Below are 19766 nucleotides of genomic sequence, written 5' to 3' on the forward strand. Positions count from 1 at the left end.
TTCTTTTTTCCTGCGAGTTGTTGCTTTCTCCTGCATCAGCCATGCAGCCCCCATCGAAGTGAATGATGGTCAGCACACAGTCAAACTGGCGGATGCGCCAAAGCGCGTGGTGGTCCTTGAATTTTCGTTTTTGGATAGCTTGGCTGCTGTAGGAGTGACTCCCGTCGGTGCCGCTGATGACGGCGATGCGCAAAGGGTAGCTACAAGCAGGGAGCGGTAAGCCTGCTCGACGTTATTACTGCCCAGCTGGATGCACTCCAGACGAAGCAGGATCTTCAAGGTCTACAGACCAAGCAGGTAGAGACATCTATAGGCTTGATGGTATCGCTTGGTGGCGGGTGGACTCAGCAGCCAGGCTGATGCTCTGTGACCTCTCTTGCGACATTGTCAGCAGAGGGAAGGGCAGAAAGGGCATTTTTTGCGCTCAGTTCATGAGCAAAATTGAGTCCTTTTTTCCAACATATCGCATTAAGAAAGGATCTGGTTCTTGATGATGGCCTGCGCCGGATCGCCGATTTCCGGCAAGGAGTGGGATTATCGCCGAGCGCGACGTCTTCCCCTATTGCGCATCCCCGGTCGAATGGGATTCCATCCGCAAATCAAGGATGGAGATCTCTATGTACCTCGCTGAACTCACAATAAAAAACTTCCGCAAGCTGCATGACACAACACTGAAATTTCAGCCAGGGTTGAACGTTCTCGTTGGCCCCAATAACGTCGGAAAAAGCGCCGTAGTTGACGCGCTGCGGACGCTTCTAGCTGGACATGAAGAACCATATCCACGTCTTGATATCGCCGACCGCCACAGGCCCCTTGAGGGCGAGCCAGGTGGCGACATCAGCTTCCATTTTGTTTTCAGAGATCTGAGCCTCGATGACGAGGCCGATTTTATCGCGGCCCTGAAGCCCTCTGCAGATAACTTTATGGAAGCGCACATCCACGTCCGGTATACCGATGCCGATCAAACTGGTCGATTCAGGGTTAAACGATGGTGCGGAGATCACCAAGACATTGCGCTAACCTCGGACATGATGGAAAACCTGCGCGGTGTCTACCTTCAGCCTCTGCGGGATGCCGCCCAAGGGCTTCGGCCCAGCCGCAACAGTCAGCTGGCTCGCTTGCTTCACCTACTGACCGATGATCAAGGCCGCGAGAAAATCAACGCCGCTCTGAAAGAGCTGGATGATCAGTTGCAGCAAAATGAGTCGATCAAAAGTACCCATGCCGCGATCTCTGCACGTCACGGCGCCATGATGGGTGAGCAATTGGCGCAAGTGCTAGCTGTTGGGCTCAGTGCAACAGACTTCCAGCGTCTTTCTGCCCGGCTTTCCATGACGGCTGAGTCTATGGAGATTGAGCAAAACGGCCTCGGTTTCAACAATCTGATTTTCATGGCGGTAGTGCTGAGCGAACTGGCCAAAAACCCGGATGCTGCTTACCGAAGCTTGATTGTCGAGGAGCCGGAAGCACATCTACACCCCCAACTGCAGCGCGTACTGCTGAGCTATTTGGCGGGCATTCCCACGAATGAAGGTGAAAAGCCTGTGCAATTATTCGTCACCAGCCACTCGCCGAACTTCGCCAGCAATTCAAAGCTCCAGTCCTTGGTGTGCTTGGTCGAGAACGATGCAGGAGTAGAGACTTTCTTCCCTCGCGATGTCCAGTTCGAAAAGGGTAAGCGAGAGAAGCTGGAACGCTACCTGGACGTGACCCGGGCAGAACTGTTTTTTGCCCGTCGCGTTATTTTCGTCGAAGGTGCCGCCGAGCTCATGCTGGTGGACGCGCTCGCGAAACGGCTCGGTTTCGATTTGAAGGAATACGGCATCAGCCTTATCAGCGTCGAGGGTCTCAACTTCGACTCGTTCCTCCCACTGTTCGGTGAGAAAGGACTGCGTATACCTGTGTCAGTGGTCACTGATGCCGATCCGTTTGAAGTGGAAGAGGTACCTGAAATAGACGGAGCAGAACAGACAGCCGCGGAGGTCGAGGAGGAGCTACTCTCTGAGGCGGCATATCTTGAAGAGACTGACGCACAAAACGAAGAAGAAATCGAAGAGCCTGCCGACGTGGAGGCCGGCGATGCCGATGGAAAGAAGAAAAAGGTCAAGCGCAAGGCGGCCTATCCTGGGCTCGGCGAAGCGATTCAGGTATCGAGCAACACGTTGAAAATGAAGGCGTTAGAAGACCGGTATGTAAAGGTGCACCACGGCGTTAAGACCCTTGAGTATGACCTTGCTCTTCATGAGGAAAACCGAGATGCAATGCTGAAGGCATTGGCTGAGTTTCATCCGAAAATCTCAAAGGCGCTGCGTAAAATCGTGGACGCTGCACCAGACAACACTGCGAAAGCTAAGGCGCTGTTCTGCGGCATGTTCGAGCGTAAGGATAGTAGTAGCAATGTGCAGAAAGGCCGTTTCGGTCAAGCGCTTGCCGAGCAGATTACACTGACGCCTGGGTGCAAGGTCCCCGCATACCTAGAGCAGGCGATCAAGCATGTTTGCCAGGGAGCGGGTAAGTTATGAATTTGTCCGATGAGCAAAAAGCGGTGATCAATGCGCCATTAGAAGCCATGGCCGTTACCGCATGCGCTGGAAGCGGAAAAACTGCCACGGCAATCCGCAGACTCATCGCGATTCGGGAAAAGCTTGCAGATCACCGCGGACGGGTCTTGCTGCTGTCGTTTTCCAATGTCGCCGTGAATACCTTCAACAAAGGATACGCGCAGCTCGCCTCAGACCTACCGGACAACACCAATCGTAAGCGCGTAGAAGTAGACACATTGGATGGATTCTTCACCCAGCATGTACTGCGTCCCCATGCTTTCCGCTCCATGGGCGCCTCGCAAGCCGCCTATCTCGTCTCGGGTTCAGAACCCTTTTTGAATAGCTTCCAGTACTGGAAGAATGAAGATGAGCGACCTATCCCGATCAAAGATCTGCAAGTAGGTGCAGAGGCTGGAAAAGCTTTCTTTTTCATCGACACTCGTGCTGGAGTCGAAAAACTTGATCGTGCAAAGGCCAGGGCGCTCATAGAGAAGCTCGGGCGCACTGGGGCATACACCCATGACTTGGGACGCTATTGGGTCTATCGAACGTTGATTCAACAACCTGCAATTTTGCGAGCGCTTGTCACTCGTTATCCACAGATTCTGGTAGATGAATCGCAGGATCTGGGGTCGATGCATCAGGCAATCCTTGAGCTACTGATCAAGGCGGGCGCCCAGGTTTCTTTGATCGGTGACGTTAACCAAGGCATTTTCGCTTTCGCCGGCGCCGATGGGATGTTTCTGAAAACCTACGCTGATCGCCCAGGAGTGAGAGACTACAAGCTTACCCGCAACTACCGCTCCCTCCCTCCGATCATCGATATTGCCAACCTGCTTTGCGGCCGCAACGATGAGCCAGACAGGGAGCCTGAGCAAGGCGGAGCGTATTTCATTGGGTACAAGGAGACCAAGATTCCCCATCTCATTACCGCTTTCAAGGTTCGTTTCAGTGAGTTGGGGATTGAGGATTCAGATTCAGTCATTCTGAGTAGGGCGACTGATAGAGCCGCAAAGCTGGCGGGGAAGGCAGCGGCTCCAGGACAAGGAGTAGTGACGCTGTTCGCGGAGGCTTCACTTGCCCGTGATCAGCAGGGCCGTTTGAGAGATGCTTTCCGCTTGGTGTGCAGCGCGGTGGTTAGCCTTATCGACGATGCTCCACATGGGCTCAGCTCTGCGCTGCAGGGATCTCCTCACGATGAGTGGATGCTGAGGCTAAGGCGATTATTGTGGGCGTTTGTCCGGGATAATGACACGGGTCTCCCATCTTCTTCGCTGCAAGCCAACGCAGAGTGGCATCCGAAACTCGTAGCCAATCTACGCTCACTGCTCGCAAAAATTGACCAGCAATTCGGGCTCAAAACGATCGCCACTTTCGGACACAAGATGGCCAAGAAACGCTTGAATGACGTCCCGCTCACTGGAGCCGAAGCCGATGAAGAGAAGAGGCATGGCATACGAGTTGAAACTGTTCACCAGGTTAAGGGCGAGTCTATAGGCGCTGTGCTCTACGTCGCGACCAAGGCCAACATCAGCGCAATGCTGGGCGGTACAGCAACGGAAGACGGCCGCATCGGCTATGTGGCCCTGACGAGAGCGAGAAACCTGTTCTGGCTAGCCGTTCCCCACAATTGCTTGGGCGAAGTGCGGGCGGACCTCATTAAGGCTGGCTTTACTGAGGTGCCAGCCCGGTGATTCTGGCCAATCCCTGAAGCAAGAAATCTTGAGTGCATCTGAGGGCAACCGTATCGAGGTAACGGCTCATCGATTACTGCAGATGTTATTGCTGGGCATGGAGGGAGCTTCTCAGCAGGGCTAGCAAGCAGGATCTGAGGTACACGGCTTACGCCTTTGCCACGGCTACTTTCACGCACTGCTCGTACAATGCGTCGATAACGGCCCGGAGCTTACTCGCATCGTAGGCACCCGACTCAATAGCTGTGGTTGTGGCTTTGTAGAACGCCTTGGCGTAGGTCTCTTTGTGGTCAAGCGACCCTTGATAGGTGCCCAGCGCATGTTTGTAATTAGTCCAGGTTATCTGCGCTGGAGGGCGGCCTTTCAGATTTAGGTCGAGATAGCATTCGATGGCTGCTGCGCAGCCATTGATATCAGCATTCACAACACCCCCCGGTCCTTTGGCTGGGAAGTCGCGCAAAGCTTCAAGATTGGGGAGAACCATCGCTCCCATATTCACAGGGAATGTTAAGCGCTCAAGGGTCTGGAAGGCTTCAATCCCTTCGGCGTCATTGTCAAAGAGAAAAATGACTTGATTGTGGACGTCTATCCTCACAAGCCCTTCGGCGAATTTTGCCAAGCTGGCCGTACCGGAAAATGGGTGGCGTTCCTTGTTATCAATGAAACGAAAAAAGTCCTCCATATCCGGCCGCAGTAGCGACAAGCCATGCTTCAAGATGTGGATGTCTGAGGTCCCCTCCGTCGCTATCAGGAAAGTCTGTGTTCGGCGGGCTCCGGCGTAGAAGTCCTCATTCTTAGCCCATCCGGCATGAACGAAATTTCCATAATCCCAGACAACGTCCAAGGTTTGGTTGGTAGGATTTTCGGCAAGGATGCGCAGGGTGGCGTATGGACTCAAGAAGGCAATCAGAGAGCCAAAATGGCTTCGCTCAGAATAGCCACCGAGACCACTGTCAAACTCTCCGCTCGGTAGCAGTGGCACAGATGGATCATCGGCAAAGCGGCCTCGGCCCTGCGCATGTTGCGCATCGTAGTCACTGACATATTCGTTGTTGAGGTCCCGGACAGAGTGAATCTTGATGAAGTCGACGAATTGATCGAACGTCAATCGCTCGGGCCTGGCTTCAAATGCATCGAACAGATCGTGGTCGATCGAAACGTGCTTCTCATACTCCGACTTGACCGCCGCCAACGTGTATCCGAGCAGCTCCAGACGTGAAACCATAGAGCCCAGCGTTCGGCAAAAACACAAATCTTGCTGCCGCAGGTGTTCGTCTGTCTGGGCAAAACCATCGCCGTCGAGGCTATCGCGGCCGCGGTACTGGCGATCGTTTTCCTGAAACAGCATGCCATGATCCATGCCCATGTATCCGGTGTTGTAAGTGAGATCGATGCCGCCCACGGAAAGGGTGATTGGTGTGCTCATTCGGAATCAGATCCTAGGGTTAGCTTCTCTAAACTGTTGCCAGCAGGCTAGGGAAGCCGGGCACGCTGAAGAGTCCATATGACAACCAGTTTACTCGACGCCTTGCGAACTTTAATGGTCGTGGTCTCACGGCTTCATGATCTTGAAGGCGCTAGCAGTCTGTCGAGCTCTTCAAAGATCCGCTCCACGCCTTCGGCTATCAGCTTTGCTCGTTCGGTCACCACAGTCCCATTCGTAATCGGGTCAACATGGCATCCATGGCGGTCGAAGGCACTCCAATGTGCATGGCTGCCGCTTGGACATCCCGCTTTTCCAGGAGAGCCCTCAGTGCACGAAGCAGGTTCAAGTCAAAATTGCGCATCTGTCGTTCCTTCGCGTCGCGCTGCTGATAGCCAGTCTAGGTGGCTAGTCCGTGCGGAATTTCTTAACCATAGCGTGCAAATCCGTAGCTAACTCCGCAAGGGATTGGGAGGCGGCGGTGACCTGCTTCGCCCCCTCTGAGGTCTGAACAGAGACGTTACGTATGGTCAGAATGTTCTGGTCTACGGCGCGTGCGACACGAGCCTGCTCTTCAGTTGCTGTGGTGATCTGAAGGTTCTGGCGACTGATCTCACTGCTGTTTTCGACGATGCTTTCCAGAGCAGCGCTTGCCTGTTCTGCTTTGGTCAGCACCTCTTGGGAGCGGGCGTTACTGAGCTGCATGGATTTGACAGCCTTCTCGGTGCCCAGCTGGATACTTCCTATCATCTCCTCGATTTCCCTCGTCGATTGCGAGGTGCGATGTGCGAGCGCACGGACTTCATCAGCGACGACAGCAAAGCCTCGACCAGCATCACCTGCTCGGGCGGCTTCGATAGCAGCGTTAAGTGCTAGAAGGTTGGTTTGCTCGGCAATGGTCCTGATGACCTCCAATACCTTGCCAATACCCTGTGCCTGGTCAGCGAGTCCTTCGACCTCCTGGGCGCTAGACAGCACTTCATTAGCCAAACTGCCAAGCGATGCCAATGTCTCCTCCATCGAGCGTTGGCCATTGACCGCATTTTGTTGGGAAGTCTGAGTGAGCTCCAAGGTGAACGCGGCGTTGCGGGCAACCTGCTCAATGGCGACTGACATCTCGGTTACAGCGGTAGCGGCCTGTTCAATTTCCAGATGTTGCCGATGAGTTTCACGGCCGCCTTCTTCGGTGACCGCGTTCAACTCTTCCGCTGCTGAGGCTAGCTGGGTGGAGGTACCACCGATTTGTCTGAGAGTGGAAAGCAGCACGCCCTGCATCGAGTTCAGGGCTTCGAGAAGCCGTGTGGCTTCATCGTTGCCTGAGGGCTGGATTGTGTTGGTCAGATCGCCTGAGGCCACGGTTCGGGCGCAGTTGAGCGCTTCATTTAGTGGCTGGATGATGCTGCGGGTAAGCAGCCATGCGATGACGATCGTGCCCAACAGGACCAGCGCAATGACGGCTAGCACACCAATTTTTGCGTTTTCGTATGTGGATGACGATTGATCTGCGGCGGTTTTGGCCCCTTGATCAGCCTGGGTGATCAATAGCTCGAAGCCCTTGGTCATCTGGTCGTAAGCGTCACGGATCGATGCCAAGTGCCCCCTCGCTCCCGTTTTGTCGCCGGCCCGGGATACTTGCAACAGCTCTTGGTGTCTCTTGGCGTATGCATCCAGGCTCTGGTTGAAGGCCTGCAACTGCTCCCTCTCGCTATCGGTACCCAGCAATTTGCTGTACTCGGCCATTTGTTCGCGGATCTGGGATAAGCGCAATGTCGCTTTTGCTTCGTAGCTGCTCATTTCCTCGGAGGAGTTGGTGAGGATGTGTTGCATCGAGCCCATGCGGTAGCGGTTCAAGGAGGTATTGGCAGCAGCAAGGACCCTCACGCGCTGAAGCCAGTTGTCCTGGATCTCAAGTGCTTGCGTGCGAACATCACTGATCTGTTGTAGAGCGAAGAACCCCAAGAAAAAGCTGAGGGCTGCGATGCATGAAAAACCCAGGGTGGCGCGAAACGCAATACCGATTGATCTCGTGCTCATGGCGTCCTTTTCCTAATCGAGGGCGAACACCTCCCCGATCGCTTAAACCTGCGGCTTAGCGATGAATCGGGAAGGTGTTGTGATTAATTGGGGGTGATCAGTTGTCGATCACGTCTTTACGCAGCTTCACAGGTTCTTGCTTGCGGCCTTGAGCTGTTCGCATGCGGATGTTGAGTGCTTCCACAGCCAGCGAGAATGCCATTGCAAAGTAAACGTATCCCTTCGGTACGTGGACATCGAAAGCCTCTGCAATCAGGACGGTACCAACCACCACCAGGAAGGAAAGGGCAAGCATCTTCAAGCTGGGATGACGGTCTATGAAACCGCTGATAGCCCCGGCACACGCCATCATCACCAACACCGCGACAACAATCGCCGCCACCATCACTGGCACGTTGGAAACCATACCAACCGCGGTGATTACCGAGTCCAGAGAGAAAACGATGTCAATGATCGCAATCTGAATGATCGTTCCGATGAAGCCGCCGGCCATGCTTTTAGGATTGCTTTCAGATTCCTCTTCTCCTTCGAGGCTGTGATACATCTCGGTGCTGCTTTTCCATAGCAGGAAAAGGCCACCGAAGAAGAGGATGAGGTCCCGCCCAGATACTCCGTGTCCAAAAACCTCGAACAAGTCGCTGGTGAGCCGCATGATCCAGGTGATGGAAAGTAGCAGCATAATCCGGGTGACCATGGCCAGTGCTAGTCCGAAGAAGCGTGTTCGGGCCTGCATATGTGGTGGCATGCGTCCCACGAGGATTGCAATCATGATGATGTTATCGATGCCGAGAACGATCTCTAGGGCAGTCAGGGTGAAGAAGGCGATCCAGATCTCGGGGCTCATCAGCCATTCCATGTTGCTTTTCTCATGTGTGGGTCTATTGGGAGGCCGCCAAGGCGGTGTTTTAGTTGTACCTACGTGCTTGCACACGCCGTTCCCATCGTTTGTAGATGAGCTCTGCTACCAGCATCACGACGACCATGCGGATGATCTGCATTGCAGTCACCAGTGCGACGCCGAGTCCCAGCGCCTCCGCGGTTAGGCTCATTTCCGTACTACTGCCAGGCATGAGGCCCAAGGCAAGGGACATCGGATCGACATCAACCGCAAGGCTCATGACCCACCCGGCCCCGAAGGCGACGCCTATTGCAGCGATGGTTATCAGTAGCACCTTTGCCAGAAAGCTAGGGGCGCTGCGAAAGAATGAGCGATCAAAATAGGAGCCTAGAGAACAGCCGAGCAGTAATTGCCCGAATTTACTAAGCCACGGTGGAAGGCTCAGGTGGAGGTCAAAAGCGATGGTGAAAATGGCACACACCAGCATGGGGCCGAAGGCCCATCCATTGGGCATGCCTATCCGCGTCCATAGCCAAGCTACGGCAAAGCCGGTCGGCAACATAATGGATAGCCATGACCAGTCTGCAGGGGCAGGGGTGCTGCGCGTACCGGTACCAAGCCCCCAGGTTACGGCTGCAGGGATAACCAGAACGATCAGAACAAGGCGCAGGCTATGAGCTGCAGCTACCCGTGCGCGATCCGCCTGATATCGCTCACCCAGAATGATCATCTCTGCTGAGTTGGCCGGCATCAGGGAGAAAAAACTAGTCGGTAGATCAACCCCGCTTCGGTTGATCAAAGTGATTCCGATGAGTGCAGTCAACAATGTGAGTAAAGCGGCAATAAGCATCATGAGGAAGTGGTTTGATACCTCACTCAAGAAAGCCGCTGAGAAGTGCATGCCGATCACTGAAGCGATGAGCCATTGGCCAACTCTTCTACCGTTAGGTACGTCTCTTAATCTCCAGCCGGAGCAGCGAACGATGATGACCATGACCATGGATCCAACCATCCAGGGTAGGGGCCAGCTAATGCTCTCTGCGCAGAGAGCGCCGAATGCGCCTACTGCAGGCGTCGCGAGGAAAAGGGGAGGCACGAGGCGTAGCTGCATGATTCGTCTCTGGCTTTTAGGGCTCGGCTTGGCGCGAGTCGGCGAATCATCTACCAGTAATTTCGAGCTCAACGACTATCGAAAGGTAGCCCTGGCTATGTCTGGAGTGTTGATAATCAGCAGATGCAAGCTAATCCGGCTGCTTTTTTGTCAGAAGAGATTGCATTTAGTTTTGAGTAAAGTCAATATTCGCGCCGTCCAACGGTACCGTCGCAGATCTAGCCTCTCGTAGATGACCTTCTGGGCCCTGCTCTGAGAGCGTGCTAGCAGACCATGGGAGGTATTGCAGAGGCAGTCTGTATCGGCTTCGCTAAGGCTGGGATAGAAGCAGCAAAGTAGTCATCTGCAGCTTCTGTGCTGGTGACAGGGGGATGGTCCAGCTCCTTCCATTTCTCCTAGGCTCTCGGATCCACGCTTGAGCCTGAATTTCCCCTTCGGTCGCGACAGGAGATGTCTTTGATGTCTAGGGCCACAAGCCCTTCCTGTTCGCGGCTACTTTTTAACTAGGCCCCCACTGGAATCTATTACGAGGTGTGGAAGTAGTTGGAATGCACACGCTTGACTGTGGCCAACTAAGGAAAGCTCTTGTCGCAATAGCGCTACGAGCTTTGTTCGAGTCACGCCAGTCCATCAGTCGGGCAGGCGTGTAAACCACTTTTTTCACTGTTAACTAAAGTGGTTTACAGTTAAAAAAAGTGGTTTACACGGTATGGAGTCAGCGACCGAGAGGTACGTACACCGGTGAGGGTGCTGCCAGCTATACGGCTTACCAGAGGGACTTCACTGTCGAGTCGCCAGGAAAAGCGCCTATCCCTGGTTCCGCCGACCCTGCTTTTCGTGGTATGGCTTACTTGAAAGCTCAGGCAGGTACGCCACTGAGTCATGACAACCAGTTCCGCAGCGTCCTCAGAATGAGTATGTCCAGACATCCTCGTATCGCTCACGGGACTGCACTGCCCATTGCAGGCCATTAATTGGAGGCACCTACTCAGGTCTTTAAGGCCGCAAGGGCTGGGGTCATGGCGCTACCATCGATTGTGCGCCGCTCTGGGCTGGGTCCGAAGCTGCATCGATTTTTGTCGACACGTAGCTGCTTGTAGAGTCGCAAGACGGCGGTAGGAGTTGGACGAAAGCCGCAAGCGAGGACGCGAAGCCCGTTCAGAAGAAGCGGTTTACACCAGGTCATCTCAGCCTGGGGCAGCTCCAGCTGATCACCGTTCCTCCCGGTCACCTTCACTCCATCCATTCTGCAATAGGGATGATCCGATGATTGCCGCATAAGGTTTTTGCACCAATCCTGATCGAATTCGAAAGGGCATTGGTCGGGGTAGGGCGCGATGCGATTGACACGCGTGTCTCCTTGTATAGCCTTAAAGGTGAGGACTGCAACTGCGCATTCGTCGGGACTGGATACCAGCAAAAGCCCCCCGCAATCTGGCAGCAGAGAGAGCTGGCTTCTCTGAAGTAGGGACGACGGGCACGCTCGTCGGATTCTGACCCCAAGGTCGTAAGGCCGGGAGCTAAAGGATCGCTGCGACTACTCCTCAAAATTGTCTAAGAAGTGATTTTGATGTGGCTTTTTTCAGTGATGCTCGTGGGTAGTGCCTGAAATTCAACTTAGGCTGAAAAAATTCAAAAAAAAGTGAAAATGACCGCTTCTTGCTTGCACACGTAACCCGCAGCACCTGAGTGCATGCAGCGCACGGCAAACAATGCCGGGGACTGTGCAGTCAATACCAGAACCTTCAAGGGCAGAGCCATCGACTGAAAACGGGAAAGTACCTCCAGGCCATCTAGCTTGGGGATGCTGATGTCGAGGATGACCAGGTCGGGGTTGCTCTCCCGGATCATCTGCATGGCATCCACGCCGTTGTCCGACTCGCCGGCAATCTTGTAGTTCTGGTTTTCCAGCAGCATACGGACGGCCAGGCGAATGACCGGATGGTCGTCAACAATAAATATGGAGTGCATGTTTAACTTCCCTGCGGTCGTTTAGGGTGACAGGTGGCACCTTATCGCAGTTGGAAGTCGCCGGGCATGCGAGGATGGGCTGTTAGCCTTATATGGGAAATGGCTTACAAGATAAAACAAAACCGGCTACGAAATGGGCATGTTCAACTCGATGTCAAAGCGCATTTGGTAACTTTTCATTGATTTTTATTCGTGTTGTTTAATTTGCCGTCAGTATATGTAGGAAGTTTCCTGCAATCAGCGGTGCAGCCGAGGCAGGCTGCACCGAAAGCACAACTCACGTAGGGCTGGAGCGCCCGGTCATTTCACTGGCCATTTCGCTGGCGTAGCTGTCGGTCATGCCAGCGATGAAGTCGATCATGCGCAGGAAGGCACTGTGCAACGAGGCATGCGGGTCTGGGGCATTGTTGCCGATCAGGTCCAGTACCCGACGGCTTTTGAACGATGGCGTGCGCCCACCATGCTGTTCAAGGGCTGCACCGCAGAAGGTGTTCAGCAGAATCTCCAGGGTGGTGTAGGCACCGATTTCATGCAGGGTCTTGCGCTTGTCCTGAAAGATCTTGTTGCGCGCCATGTCCTTGGCCTGCAGCACGCAGCGCTTGGCCGGGCCGTGCATGTGTTCGACCAGGTCGCCTGCCAGTTGCCCGGCCAGCAAGGCGTGTTGCTGCTCGACGAAGGCGTGGGCGGCAGCGTTGGTCAGGTGCTCGATGGCCTTGCCACGCAGAATGGCCAGCTTACGCCGGCGCGAGTCGCGTGGGCCTAGCTGGCGGTAGGTTTCCGGCAGGTCATCACCGACCAGGTCGAGCAGCAACGCCTCGACTTCGGCGTATTGCAGCAGCTCCATTTCCAGGCCGTCTTCGAGGTCGATCAGTGCATAGCAGATGTCGTCGGCAGCCTCCATCAGGTACACCAGCGGGTGGCGTGCCCAACGTTGGTCTTCCAGTTGTGGCAACCCCAGTTTGCGGGCGATCTGTTCGAGCAGGTGCAGTTCGCTCTGGTAGCTGCCGAACTTGTGCTTCTTGTAACCCATGGCGTCGGCGTGGCGCGCGCTCCAGGGGTACTTGAGGTAGGTGCCGAGGGTGGCATACGTCAGCCGGGTGCCGCCGTCGAACTGGTGATACTCCAGCTGGGTAAGCACACGAAAGCCCTGTGCATTGCCTTCGAAGTTGAGGAAGTCGGCCCGCTCGTCGTCGTTCATGTCGTCCAGCCAGCCACGCCCGGCGGCTTGCTGGAACCAGTGGCGAATGGCGTCCTCGCCAGAGTGGCCGAAAGGCGGGTTGCCTATGTCGTGGGCCAGGCAGGCCGACTGTACGATCATTCCCAGGTCACTGGGGGCGCACCAGTCCGGCAGGCTGTCGCGCAGGGTTTCGCCGACGCGCATGCCCAGCGAGCGACCGACACAGCTGACTTCCAACGAATGGGTCAGGCGCGTGTGGATATGGTCGTTGCTGGAAACCGGGTGTACCTGGGTCTTGCGCCCAAGGCGACGGAAAGCGCCGGAGAAGATGATGCGGTCGTGGTCTTTGTGGAAGGGGCTGCGCCCGAGTTCATCGGCGCTATAGAGGGCTTTGCCCAGGCGTTCGCGGGTGAGCAGGGTGTGCCAGTCCAAGGCGCGGTCTCCTGTGGATCGAAGGCTTTAGCTTCCCGTGTCGTGTTCATCTGCGCAAGGGGCAGGGTGGTACCGCCCCTGGGTGGGGGCGGGTCATTCAAGGCTCAGGGGCGGCGGTTGCCTTGCAGGTACAGGCGCACCAGCGGCAACAGGCTGGTCCCCAGCCGCACCAGGCGCGCCAGGTTGCCGCTGCGCACGCCTTTGCCGGTGAGGAAGCCCAGCGCCACCACGGCGCCAATCCCCCACAAGGGCGCATGTTTGATCCCCAGGCCATCGTGCAGCGAGTTGCCCATGCCGCGCACACGGCGCAGCGGTTCCATCAGTTGCCCCGACTCGTGACGGATTTCCTGGCGGTGCATTTCCATGCGCAGGCGCAGCAGTGCCTTGCGCAGTTCGCGTGGGTTACGCGTGTTTGGCAGTTCTGGCAGGCTCATGGCAACAGGCGCTCCCGGTCCTTGGCAAGTTCTTCGAGGGTGGCGCCGAACGGCGACGACTCGTCGAACACCGCCGCCTTCAGGCGTAGCCCGCAGTACAGTGCGGCCATGCCATAGAACACGCACAGGCCGATGATACCGGCCAGGCGATAGCTGTCCCACAGCAGCACCAGCAATAGCCCGGACAGCGCCGTCAGCAGCAGCAGCGCGAATACCAGCGCCAGGCCGGCGAACAGCAGCAGGCTCAAGGTGCGGCCCTTTTGCTCCTGCAATTCGATGCCGAACAGTTCGATGTGGCTGTGCAGCAGGCCCAGCGCGGCGGCGCCCAGGCGCCTGCCCGAGGCGCTGGCGCCGTTGGCGTCATTCTCCATGGGAACCCCTTAGCGCCGGTTGGCCAGCAGGCCGATCAACAGGCCGACGCCGGCGGCGATGCCGATCGCCTGCCACGGACTTTCCCGCACATACTGCTCGGCGCTGCCCAGCGCGGCCTGGCCGCGTTCACGCACCGAGTCCTGGGTCAGTTGCAGGGTTTCGCGGGCCTGGGCCAGGCGGTCGTGAATCTGTTCACGCAATTCGTCGGCCTGGTCGCCGGCAAGGTTGGCGGTGTCGGCCAATAGTTTCTCGGTGTCACGCACCAAGGCCTGGAAGTCAGCCATCAATATCTCTTGTGCAGTCTTTGCCGATTTGCTGGCCATGGGTGTCTCCCTGTCGATTGAGTGTTGGTAATTCGAGTGATAGCACGCGCGGAAGGTTCAAGTGCCAGTGCTGGTATGGGCCTTGCTAAGTGTTTGCCACGTTGCGGGGCACCGCCGTCACGGCTTGCGCCGATTCAGGGCGCCCATGCAGCGAATACCGATAAACCTTAACCCAATCCACGACAAACCCAAGAAAAAACCACGCAGGCTCCGCCCGGTTCGCCAAAACAGGGCAGGGGGCTGGCACCGAATCGGTGCAGGGATGCAGGTTCTTGAACTGTCCTGGTGCCTTTTTCAGCAGGTCTGCCTATTTCATGGAAAACATGCACAGCGCGATGGACTCCCTGGTCCACGGTTCCAATACCCTGTTCATTCTGATGGGCGCCATTCTGGTGCTGGCCATGCATGCCGGCTTCGCGTTCCTCGAAGTGGGCACGGTGCGCCACAAGAACCAGGTCAACGCCTTGTCGAAGATCCTCAGCGATTTTGCCATCTCGGCGCTGGTGTACTTCTTTATAGGCTACTGGATCGCCTATGGCGTCAACTTCTTCCAGCCCGCGGCAACGCTGGCTGCCGATCATGGCTATGCCCTGGTCAAGTGCTTCTTCCTGCTGACGTTCGCGGCGGCGATACCGGCGATCATCTCCGGCGGCATTGCCGAGCGGGCGCGCTTTGTGCCGCAGCTGTGCGCCACGGCCTTGATCGTGGCGTTCATCTACCCGTTTTTCGAAGGTGTGGTGTGGAACGGCAACCTTGGCGTGCAGGCTTGGCTGCAGGCACGCTTCGGCGCGCCGTTCCATGACTTTGCGGGGTCGGTGGTGGTGCATGCCATGGGCGGCTGGCTGGCGCTGGCGGCGGTGCTGTTGCTGGGCGCGCGCCGCGGGCGCTACCGCGATGGCCGGCTGGTGGCGTTTGCGCCGTCGAGCATTCCCTTCCTGGCGCTGGGTTCGTGGATCCTGATCATCGGCTGGTTCGGCTTCAATGTCATGAGCGCCCAGACGTTGCAGGGCGTCAGCGGCCTGGTGGCGATCAATTCATTGATGGCCATGGTCGGCGGCACCCTGTCGGCCCTGCTGGCCGGACGCAACGACCCGGGCTTCCTGCACAACGGGCCGTTGGCCGGCCTGGTGGCAATCTGTGCCGGTTCCGACCTGATGCACCCGATCGGTGCGCTGGCCACAGGCCTGGTGGCGGGCGCACTGTTCGTCTGGACCTTCACCGCAGCGCAAAACCGCTGGAAGATCGACGACGTGCTGGGTGTGTGGCCGTTGCACGGGCTGTGCGGCGTCTGGGGGGGAATCGCTTGCGGCGTATTCGGTCAGACAGCCCTGGGTGGGATGGGCGGTGTCAGCCTGGCCAGCCAGTTGTTGGGCAGCCTGATGGGTGTGGTTGTGGCCTTGGCCGGTGGCTTTGCCGTGTACGGGGCAATCCGCGCGTTGCATGGCCTGCGCTTGAGCCATGAGCAGGAGTTCCAGGGCGCGGACCTGTCACTGCACCGCATTGGCGCCACCAGCCAGGATTGAGCCAGGTCAGGTGCACGGATGGCGGGACGGACCTAGAATAGGTTTTTCCCAGCCATACCGGAATGTACCCCATGCTGCCTGAATGCCAACTGTTCGGCACCCTCGGCTGCCACCTGTGCGAAGTGGCCGAGGCCGTGCTGATGCCCTTCGTCGATCATGGTCTGTTGGTTGAGCTGGTCGACATCGCCGAGAACGAGGCCCTGTTCGAGCGTTATGGCCTGATCATTCCGGTGCTGCGACGCTGCGACAACGGCGGTGAGTTGCACTGGCCGTTCGATGCCGAGCAGGTGGTGGCGTTCCTCGCGCAGTGATGGCTCCAGGGGAGCTGCGTCCCTGCTCCAAGGTGATGACGTTGAGCTGATGATCCGGTGCCTACATTCAGTCACCGGGAGCCTCGCCATGTTGATCACCCCGCATTTCACGCTTGATGAAATGACCGTTTCCCAGCTTGCCGCCAGGGACGGCTTTGATAACACGCCACCGCCGCAAGCCCGTGCCAACCTGCAGTTTCTGTGTGGAGCGCTCGAGCAGGTGCGCGCGCTGTTCGATGCGCCCATCATCATCAGCAGCGGCTACCGCAGCGAGAAGGTCAACCAGCTGATCGGAGGCTCCCGGAATAGCCAGCACGTTCAAGGCCTGGCGGCAGATTTCACGGTGATTGAAGTCAGCCCGCGCGATACCGTGCGCAGAATCAGTAACAGCACCATCGCTTTCGACCAGTTGATCCTCGAATTCGATCGCTGGGTGCACCTGTCCGTGACGTGCGACACGCCTCGGCGCCAGGTGCTGACCCTGCGCAAAGGCAGTGGCTATCTGCCGGGGCTGCAATGAACCGCATTGACGGCGGCAAGGGGATGTTCGTATGCTGTATATAAATACAGTATCGAGGTGAACCCATGCTCAACGTCGAGCAACTCAAGTACAGCGTCAACCGCATGCCCGTGGAGCGGGTGGCCGATGCCGTGCTGGAACTGCGCCTCGAAGGCCTGGTCACCGATGACCGTACCCCGTTCGGTAAGGTCCACTTCAATACCTGTTTCGCCGAGATCGAGGCCCTGTTCCAGCGTGCCGGTTACCACCGGGGGCTGGATGTAGTGGGTTACCAAGGGTTGCTGTATGCCCTCTACGACCCAGGCCGCTGGGAGCCGGTGCAGGTGCTGCGCTGGCTGAAGGAGCGCAGCGAGGCCATAGGCCAGGCTGGTTGAGGGCGCGGGCTTGGGGGATAATACGCGGCCGTGAACGTTTCGAGCCTGCCATGACCACGCCTTTCGACCCCGCCCGCCAGCAAGCCAGCACGGTGTGCCTGCCCCCCGGTAACTGGGCGACGGTGCTCGATTGCCTGTGTGACCATTTCAAGGCTATCGATCGCGCCCAGTGGCTCGACCGTTTTGCCCGTGGCCGGGTGCTGGATGCCGAGGGGCGGGCGGTTTCTGCCGAGTTGCCTTACAAGCGCGGTATGCGTTTGCACTATTTCCGTGAAGTGCCGAACGAGCGACCCATCCCGGTGCAGGAAACGGTCCTGCATGTGGATGAGCACCTGGTGGTGGCCGACAAGCCGCATTTTCTGCCGGTGACGCCAACCGGAGAATACGTCGAGCAGACCTTGCTGCGCCGCCTGATCCGCCGTCTGGATAACCCGCACCTGGTGCCGCTGCACCGTATCGACCGTCACACCGCCGGGCTTGTGCTGTTTTCTGCCAACCCGCACAGCCGCAGTGCCTACCAGCGCCTGTTCCCCGAACGGCGTATCGACAAGCGCTACCAGGCCATTGCCGCAGCCATGCCGCAGCATGAGTATCCGCTGGTACACAAAAGCCGGCTGGTGCATGGCGAGCCGTTTTTCCGCATGCATGAGGTAGAAGGGGAGGCCAACAGCGAGACCCTGGCCGAGGTGTTGGAGAAGAAGGGTGAGCTGTGGCGCTATGGGTTGTCGCCGGTAACCGGCAAGACCCACCAATTACGCGTGCACATGGCGGCGTTGGGGGCGGGGATCAGCAACGACCCGTTCTATCCGCAGTTGCTGAACGAAGAAGATGACTATCAGCGGCCCCTGAAACTGCTGGCGCAGAGCCTGCGCTTCAAGGACCCGTTGAGCGGGGAAGAGCGGTATTTCGAGAGCCGGTTGCGGCTGGATTGGTAGCGCGGTAAGTCGGACGCACTCGGTCGTTGCAGGAGCGCCCCGGCAAGGCCGCTCCTACAGGGACCGCGTAAGGCCAGCGGGAGTCAGCGGTTGAAACGCTCCACCAGCGAGTACTGGCTCCCCGCCGTGCTGGTCAACTCTTCGCTGAGCAGTGCCGAGTGCAAGGCCTGTTCGGCGGTCTGGTCGGCCAGTTCGGCAATGGTGCTGATGTTGCGGCTGATCTCGTCGGCCACTGCAGTCTGCTCTTCGGTCGCTGCAGCAATCTGGGTCGCCATGTCGGTGATGTTGGCGACCGCTTCACTGATCCCCACCAGCGCCTCGTCAGCCTGCATCACCCGGTCGACGCCTTCCTGTGCCTGGCGGTGGCCGGTTTCCATGGTCAGTACGGCGTTGTTGGCAGTTTGTTGCAGTTTGGCAATCAGGCCATGGATCTGACCGGTGGACTCTGCAGTGCGCTGAGCCAGTTGGCGCACTTCATCAGCCACCACGGCAAAACCACGGCCCATTTCCCCGGCGCGCGCCGCTTCGATCGCTGCGTTAAGCGCCAGCAGGTTGGTCTGGTCGGCGATGCCCTTGATCACGTCGACCACACCGCCAATTTCGTCGCTGTCCTTGGCCAGCTGGGTCACCGTCTGGCCGGTTTCACCCACCGCTGCCGACAGGCGCTCGATGGCATCGCGGGTTTCCCCGGCAATCTGCCGCCCCTGGCTGGTCAGACGGTTGGCTTCCTGGGTGGCGTCGGCGGTGCGCTGCACATGGTTGGCCACTTCCTGCGTGGTGGCGGCCATCTGGTTGACTGCAGCGGCGACCTGCTCGGTTTCTACCCGCTGACGCTCAAGCCCCGAGGAGCTCTTGTGCGCCAGGGCGTCGGACTGGCGCGCCTGGTCGCTGAGGTGTTCGGCACTGTCCTGCAGGCGGGTCAGGCAGGTTTTCAGGCGGGCGTCCTGGCTGAGCATGGCCATTTCCAGGCGCGCCTGCACGCCTCGGCTGTCGGTAAACATCTGTGCGATCAGCGGGTCGGAGGTGGTCTGTTCGGCCAGGCGCAGCAAGCGCTTCAGGCCGCGCTGCTGCCAGCCCAGGCCAAGCAGGCCCAACGGTACGGAAAGCCCGGCGGCCAGTGCGAAGCCCCAGGAGTGGCCAAGCCAGTTGCCGATCAGGAAGCCTACCTGGCTGATCAGGATGAACGGCAGCCAGTCCTGCAACACCGGCAGCCACTTGTCGCGGCGCGGTACTGGCGGCTTGCCCTGGTTGATGCGCTGGTACAGCGCCTCGGCGCGACGGATCTGCTCGGCGGTGGGCTTGACCCTCACGGACTCGAAGCCCACGACCTGGTTGTTGTCGTAGATCGGCGTGACATAGGCGTTGACCCAGTAGTGGTCGCCAGACTTGCAGCGGTTTTTGACAATGCCCATCCAGGGTTGGCCCTGCTTGAGCGTTTGCCACATATGGGCGAACACGGCAGGCGGCACGTCGGGGTGACGCACCAGGTTGTGCGGCGCACCGGTCAGCTCTTCGCGGGTGAACCCACTGATTTCGATGAAGGCATCGTTGCAGTAGGTGATCACACCCTTGGCATTGGTGGTGGAGATCAACCGCTGCTGGGCAGGGAAAGTCCGTTCTCTCTGGGTAATCGGCTGGTTGTTACGCATGGGTTGATAGTCCGCAAGGCTTTCGACAGGTATCGGCAAGGGACTGGTTTTATTGAATGATTATTTAATGTGAAAGATACCAGGCATGCCAACCCAGCCTGG

General features: G+C 57.7%; 16 protein-coding genes and 3 pseudogenes. 8 read left to right on the forward strand and 11 right to left on the reverse strand.

All coding sequences use genetic code 11. The features are described 5' to 3' along the window. Window positions 1-10: 10 nt before the first annotated feature. From fecB to D906_RS21035, 3 genes and pseudogenes are all read left to right on the forward strand, one after another. Window positions 11-199 (forward strand): annotated as a pseudogene (gene fecB, locus D906_RS26655) (Fe(3+)-dicitrate ABC transporter substrate-binding protein FecB); the annotation flags it as partial. Window positions 200-617: 418 nt separating this feature from the next. After that, on the forward strand, window positions 618-2522 hold the full coding sequence (locus D906_RS21030; protein ID WP_027615669.1) for an ATP-dependent endonuclease: 1905 nt from the start codon (window positions 618-620) through the stop codon (window positions 2520-2522). Continuing rightward, entirely contained in the window at window positions 2519-4237 is a 1719-nt protein-coding gene (locus D906_RS21035; protein ID WP_027615670.1) for a UvrD-helicase domain-containing protein, read from the forward strand. The genes D906_RS21030 and D906_RS21035 overlap by 4 nt, the downstream gene beginning before the upstream one ends. Before the next feature lie 148 nt (window positions 4238-4385). On the opposite strand, the gene D906_RS21040 is transcribed toward D906_RS21035, so the two are convergent. The 10 genes and pseudogenes from D906_RS21040 to D906_RS21080 all read right to left on the reverse strand — a co-directional run bounded on the left by D906_RS21040 (window position 4386) and on the right by D906_RS21080 (window position 14352). After that, window positions 4386-5663 carry a HEPN/Toprim-associated domain-containing protein gene (locus D906_RS21040; RefSeq protein ID WP_027615671.1) on the reverse strand — a complete coding sequence of 426 codons (1278 nt, stop codon included), beginning with the start codon at window positions 5661-5663 and terminating at the stop codon, window positions 4386-4388. Window positions 5664-6068: 405 nt separating this feature from the next. Continuing rightward, window positions 6069-6935, reverse strand: a complete 867-nt coding sequence (locus D906_RS27100) for a methyl-accepting chemotaxis protein (RefSeq protein ID WP_371262250.1) — start codon at window positions 6933-6935, stop codon at window positions 6069-6071. After that, window positions 6933-7694 (reverse strand): annotated as a pseudogene (locus D906_RS27105) (MCP four helix bundle domain-containing protein); the annotation flags it as partial. The gene D906_RS27100 and the pseudogene D906_RS27105, both read right to left, overlap by 3 nt. 97 nt (window positions 7695-7791) lie before the next feature. Then, entirely contained in the window at window positions 7792-8550 is a 759-nt protein-coding gene (locus D906_RS21050) for a TerC family protein (protein WP_027615673.1), read from the reverse strand. A gap of 49 nt (window positions 8551-8599) precedes the next feature. Then, window positions 8600-9643: an AbrB family transcriptional regulator gene (locus D906_RS21055; protein ID WP_027615674.1), complete on the reverse strand. Its 1044-nt coding sequence runs from the start codon at window positions 9641-9643 to the stop codon at window positions 8600-8602. Window positions 9644-11299: 1656 nt separating this feature from the next. Further along, window positions 11300-11614: pseudogene (locus D906_RS21060) on the reverse strand (response regulator transcription factor); the annotation flags it as partial. A 277-nt stretch (window positions 11615-11891) separates the two neighbouring features. After that, complete coding sequence (locus D906_RS21065) at window positions 11892-13223, reverse strand: deoxyguanosinetriphosphate triphosphohydrolase (RefSeq protein ID WP_019096178.1); 1332 nt, start codon at window positions 13221-13223, stop codon at window positions 11892-11894. A 104-nt stretch (window positions 13224-13327) separates the two neighbouring features. Then, window positions 13328-13657 (reverse strand): hypothetical protein, encoded by a 330-nt coding sequence (locus D906_RS21070; protein ID WP_019096179.1) that lies wholly within the window; start codon window positions 13655-13657, stop codon window positions 13328-13330. Continuing rightward, window positions 13654-14028, reverse strand: a complete 375-nt coding sequence (locus D906_RS21075) for a phage holin family protein (RefSeq protein WP_016714868.1) — start codon at window positions 14026-14028, stop codon at window positions 13654-13656. Before D906_RS21075 ends, D906_RS21070 begins: the two co-directional genes overlap by 4 nt. A gap of 9 nt (window positions 14029-14037) precedes the next feature. Next, a complete protein-coding gene (locus D906_RS21080) occupies window positions 14038-14352 on the reverse strand; it encodes a YqjD family protein (protein ID WP_019096180.1) in 315 nt (104 codons plus the stop codon). 314 nt (window positions 14353-14666) lie between these two features. Between D906_RS21080 and D906_RS21085 the strand changes: the two genes are divergently transcribed. From D906_RS21085 to D906_RS21105, 5 genes are all read left to right on the forward strand, one after another. Beyond that, window positions 14667-15875 carry an ammonium transporter gene (locus D906_RS21085; RefSeq protein ID WP_016714870.1) on the forward strand — a complete coding sequence of 403 codons (1209 nt, stop codon included), beginning with the start codon at window positions 14667-14669 and terminating at the stop codon, window positions 15873-15875. Between the two features lie 71 nt (window positions 15876-15946). Continuing rightward, entirely contained in the window at window positions 15947-16186 is a 240-nt protein-coding gene (locus tag D906_RS21090) for a glutaredoxin family protein (protein ID WP_019096182.1), read from the forward strand. Between the two features lie 88 nt (window positions 16187-16274). After that, window positions 16275-16706, forward strand: a complete 432-nt coding sequence (locus tag D906_RS21095) for a D-Ala-D-Ala carboxypeptidase family metallohydrolase (protein ID WP_019096183.1) — start codon at window positions 16275-16277, stop codon at window positions 16704-16706. A 65-nt stretch (window positions 16707-16771) separates the two neighbouring features. Beyond that, the gene (locus tag D906_RS21100) at window positions 16772-17080 is read left to right on the forward strand and encodes a hypothetical protein (RefSeq protein WP_019096184.1); all 309 of its coding nucleotides are present in this window, start codon (window positions 16772-16774) and stop codon (window positions 17078-17080) included. A gap of 50 nt (window positions 17081-17130) precedes the next feature. Further along, window positions 17131-18015: a pseudouridine synthase gene (locus D906_RS21105; RefSeq protein WP_019096185.1), complete on the forward strand. Its 885-nt coding sequence runs from the start codon at window positions 17131-17133 to the stop codon at window positions 18013-18015. 83 nt (window positions 18016-18098) lie between these two features. On the opposite strand, the gene D906_RS21110 is transcribed toward D906_RS21105, so the two are convergent. After that, window positions 18099-19664 carry a PAS domain-containing methyl-accepting chemotaxis protein gene (locus tag D906_RS21110; protein ID WP_019096186.1) on the reverse strand — a complete coding sequence of 522 codons (1566 nt, stop codon included), beginning with the start codon at window positions 19662-19664 and terminating at the stop codon, window positions 18099-18101. Window positions 19665-19766: the final 102 nt, after the last annotated feature.

The sequence above is a fragment of the Pseudomonas sp. LAIL14HWK12:I1 genome (assembly GCF_003202095.1).
Lineage (GTDB): Bacteria > Pseudomonadota > Gammaproteobacteria > Pseudomonadales > Pseudomonadaceae > Aquipseudomonas > Aquipseudomonas monteilii.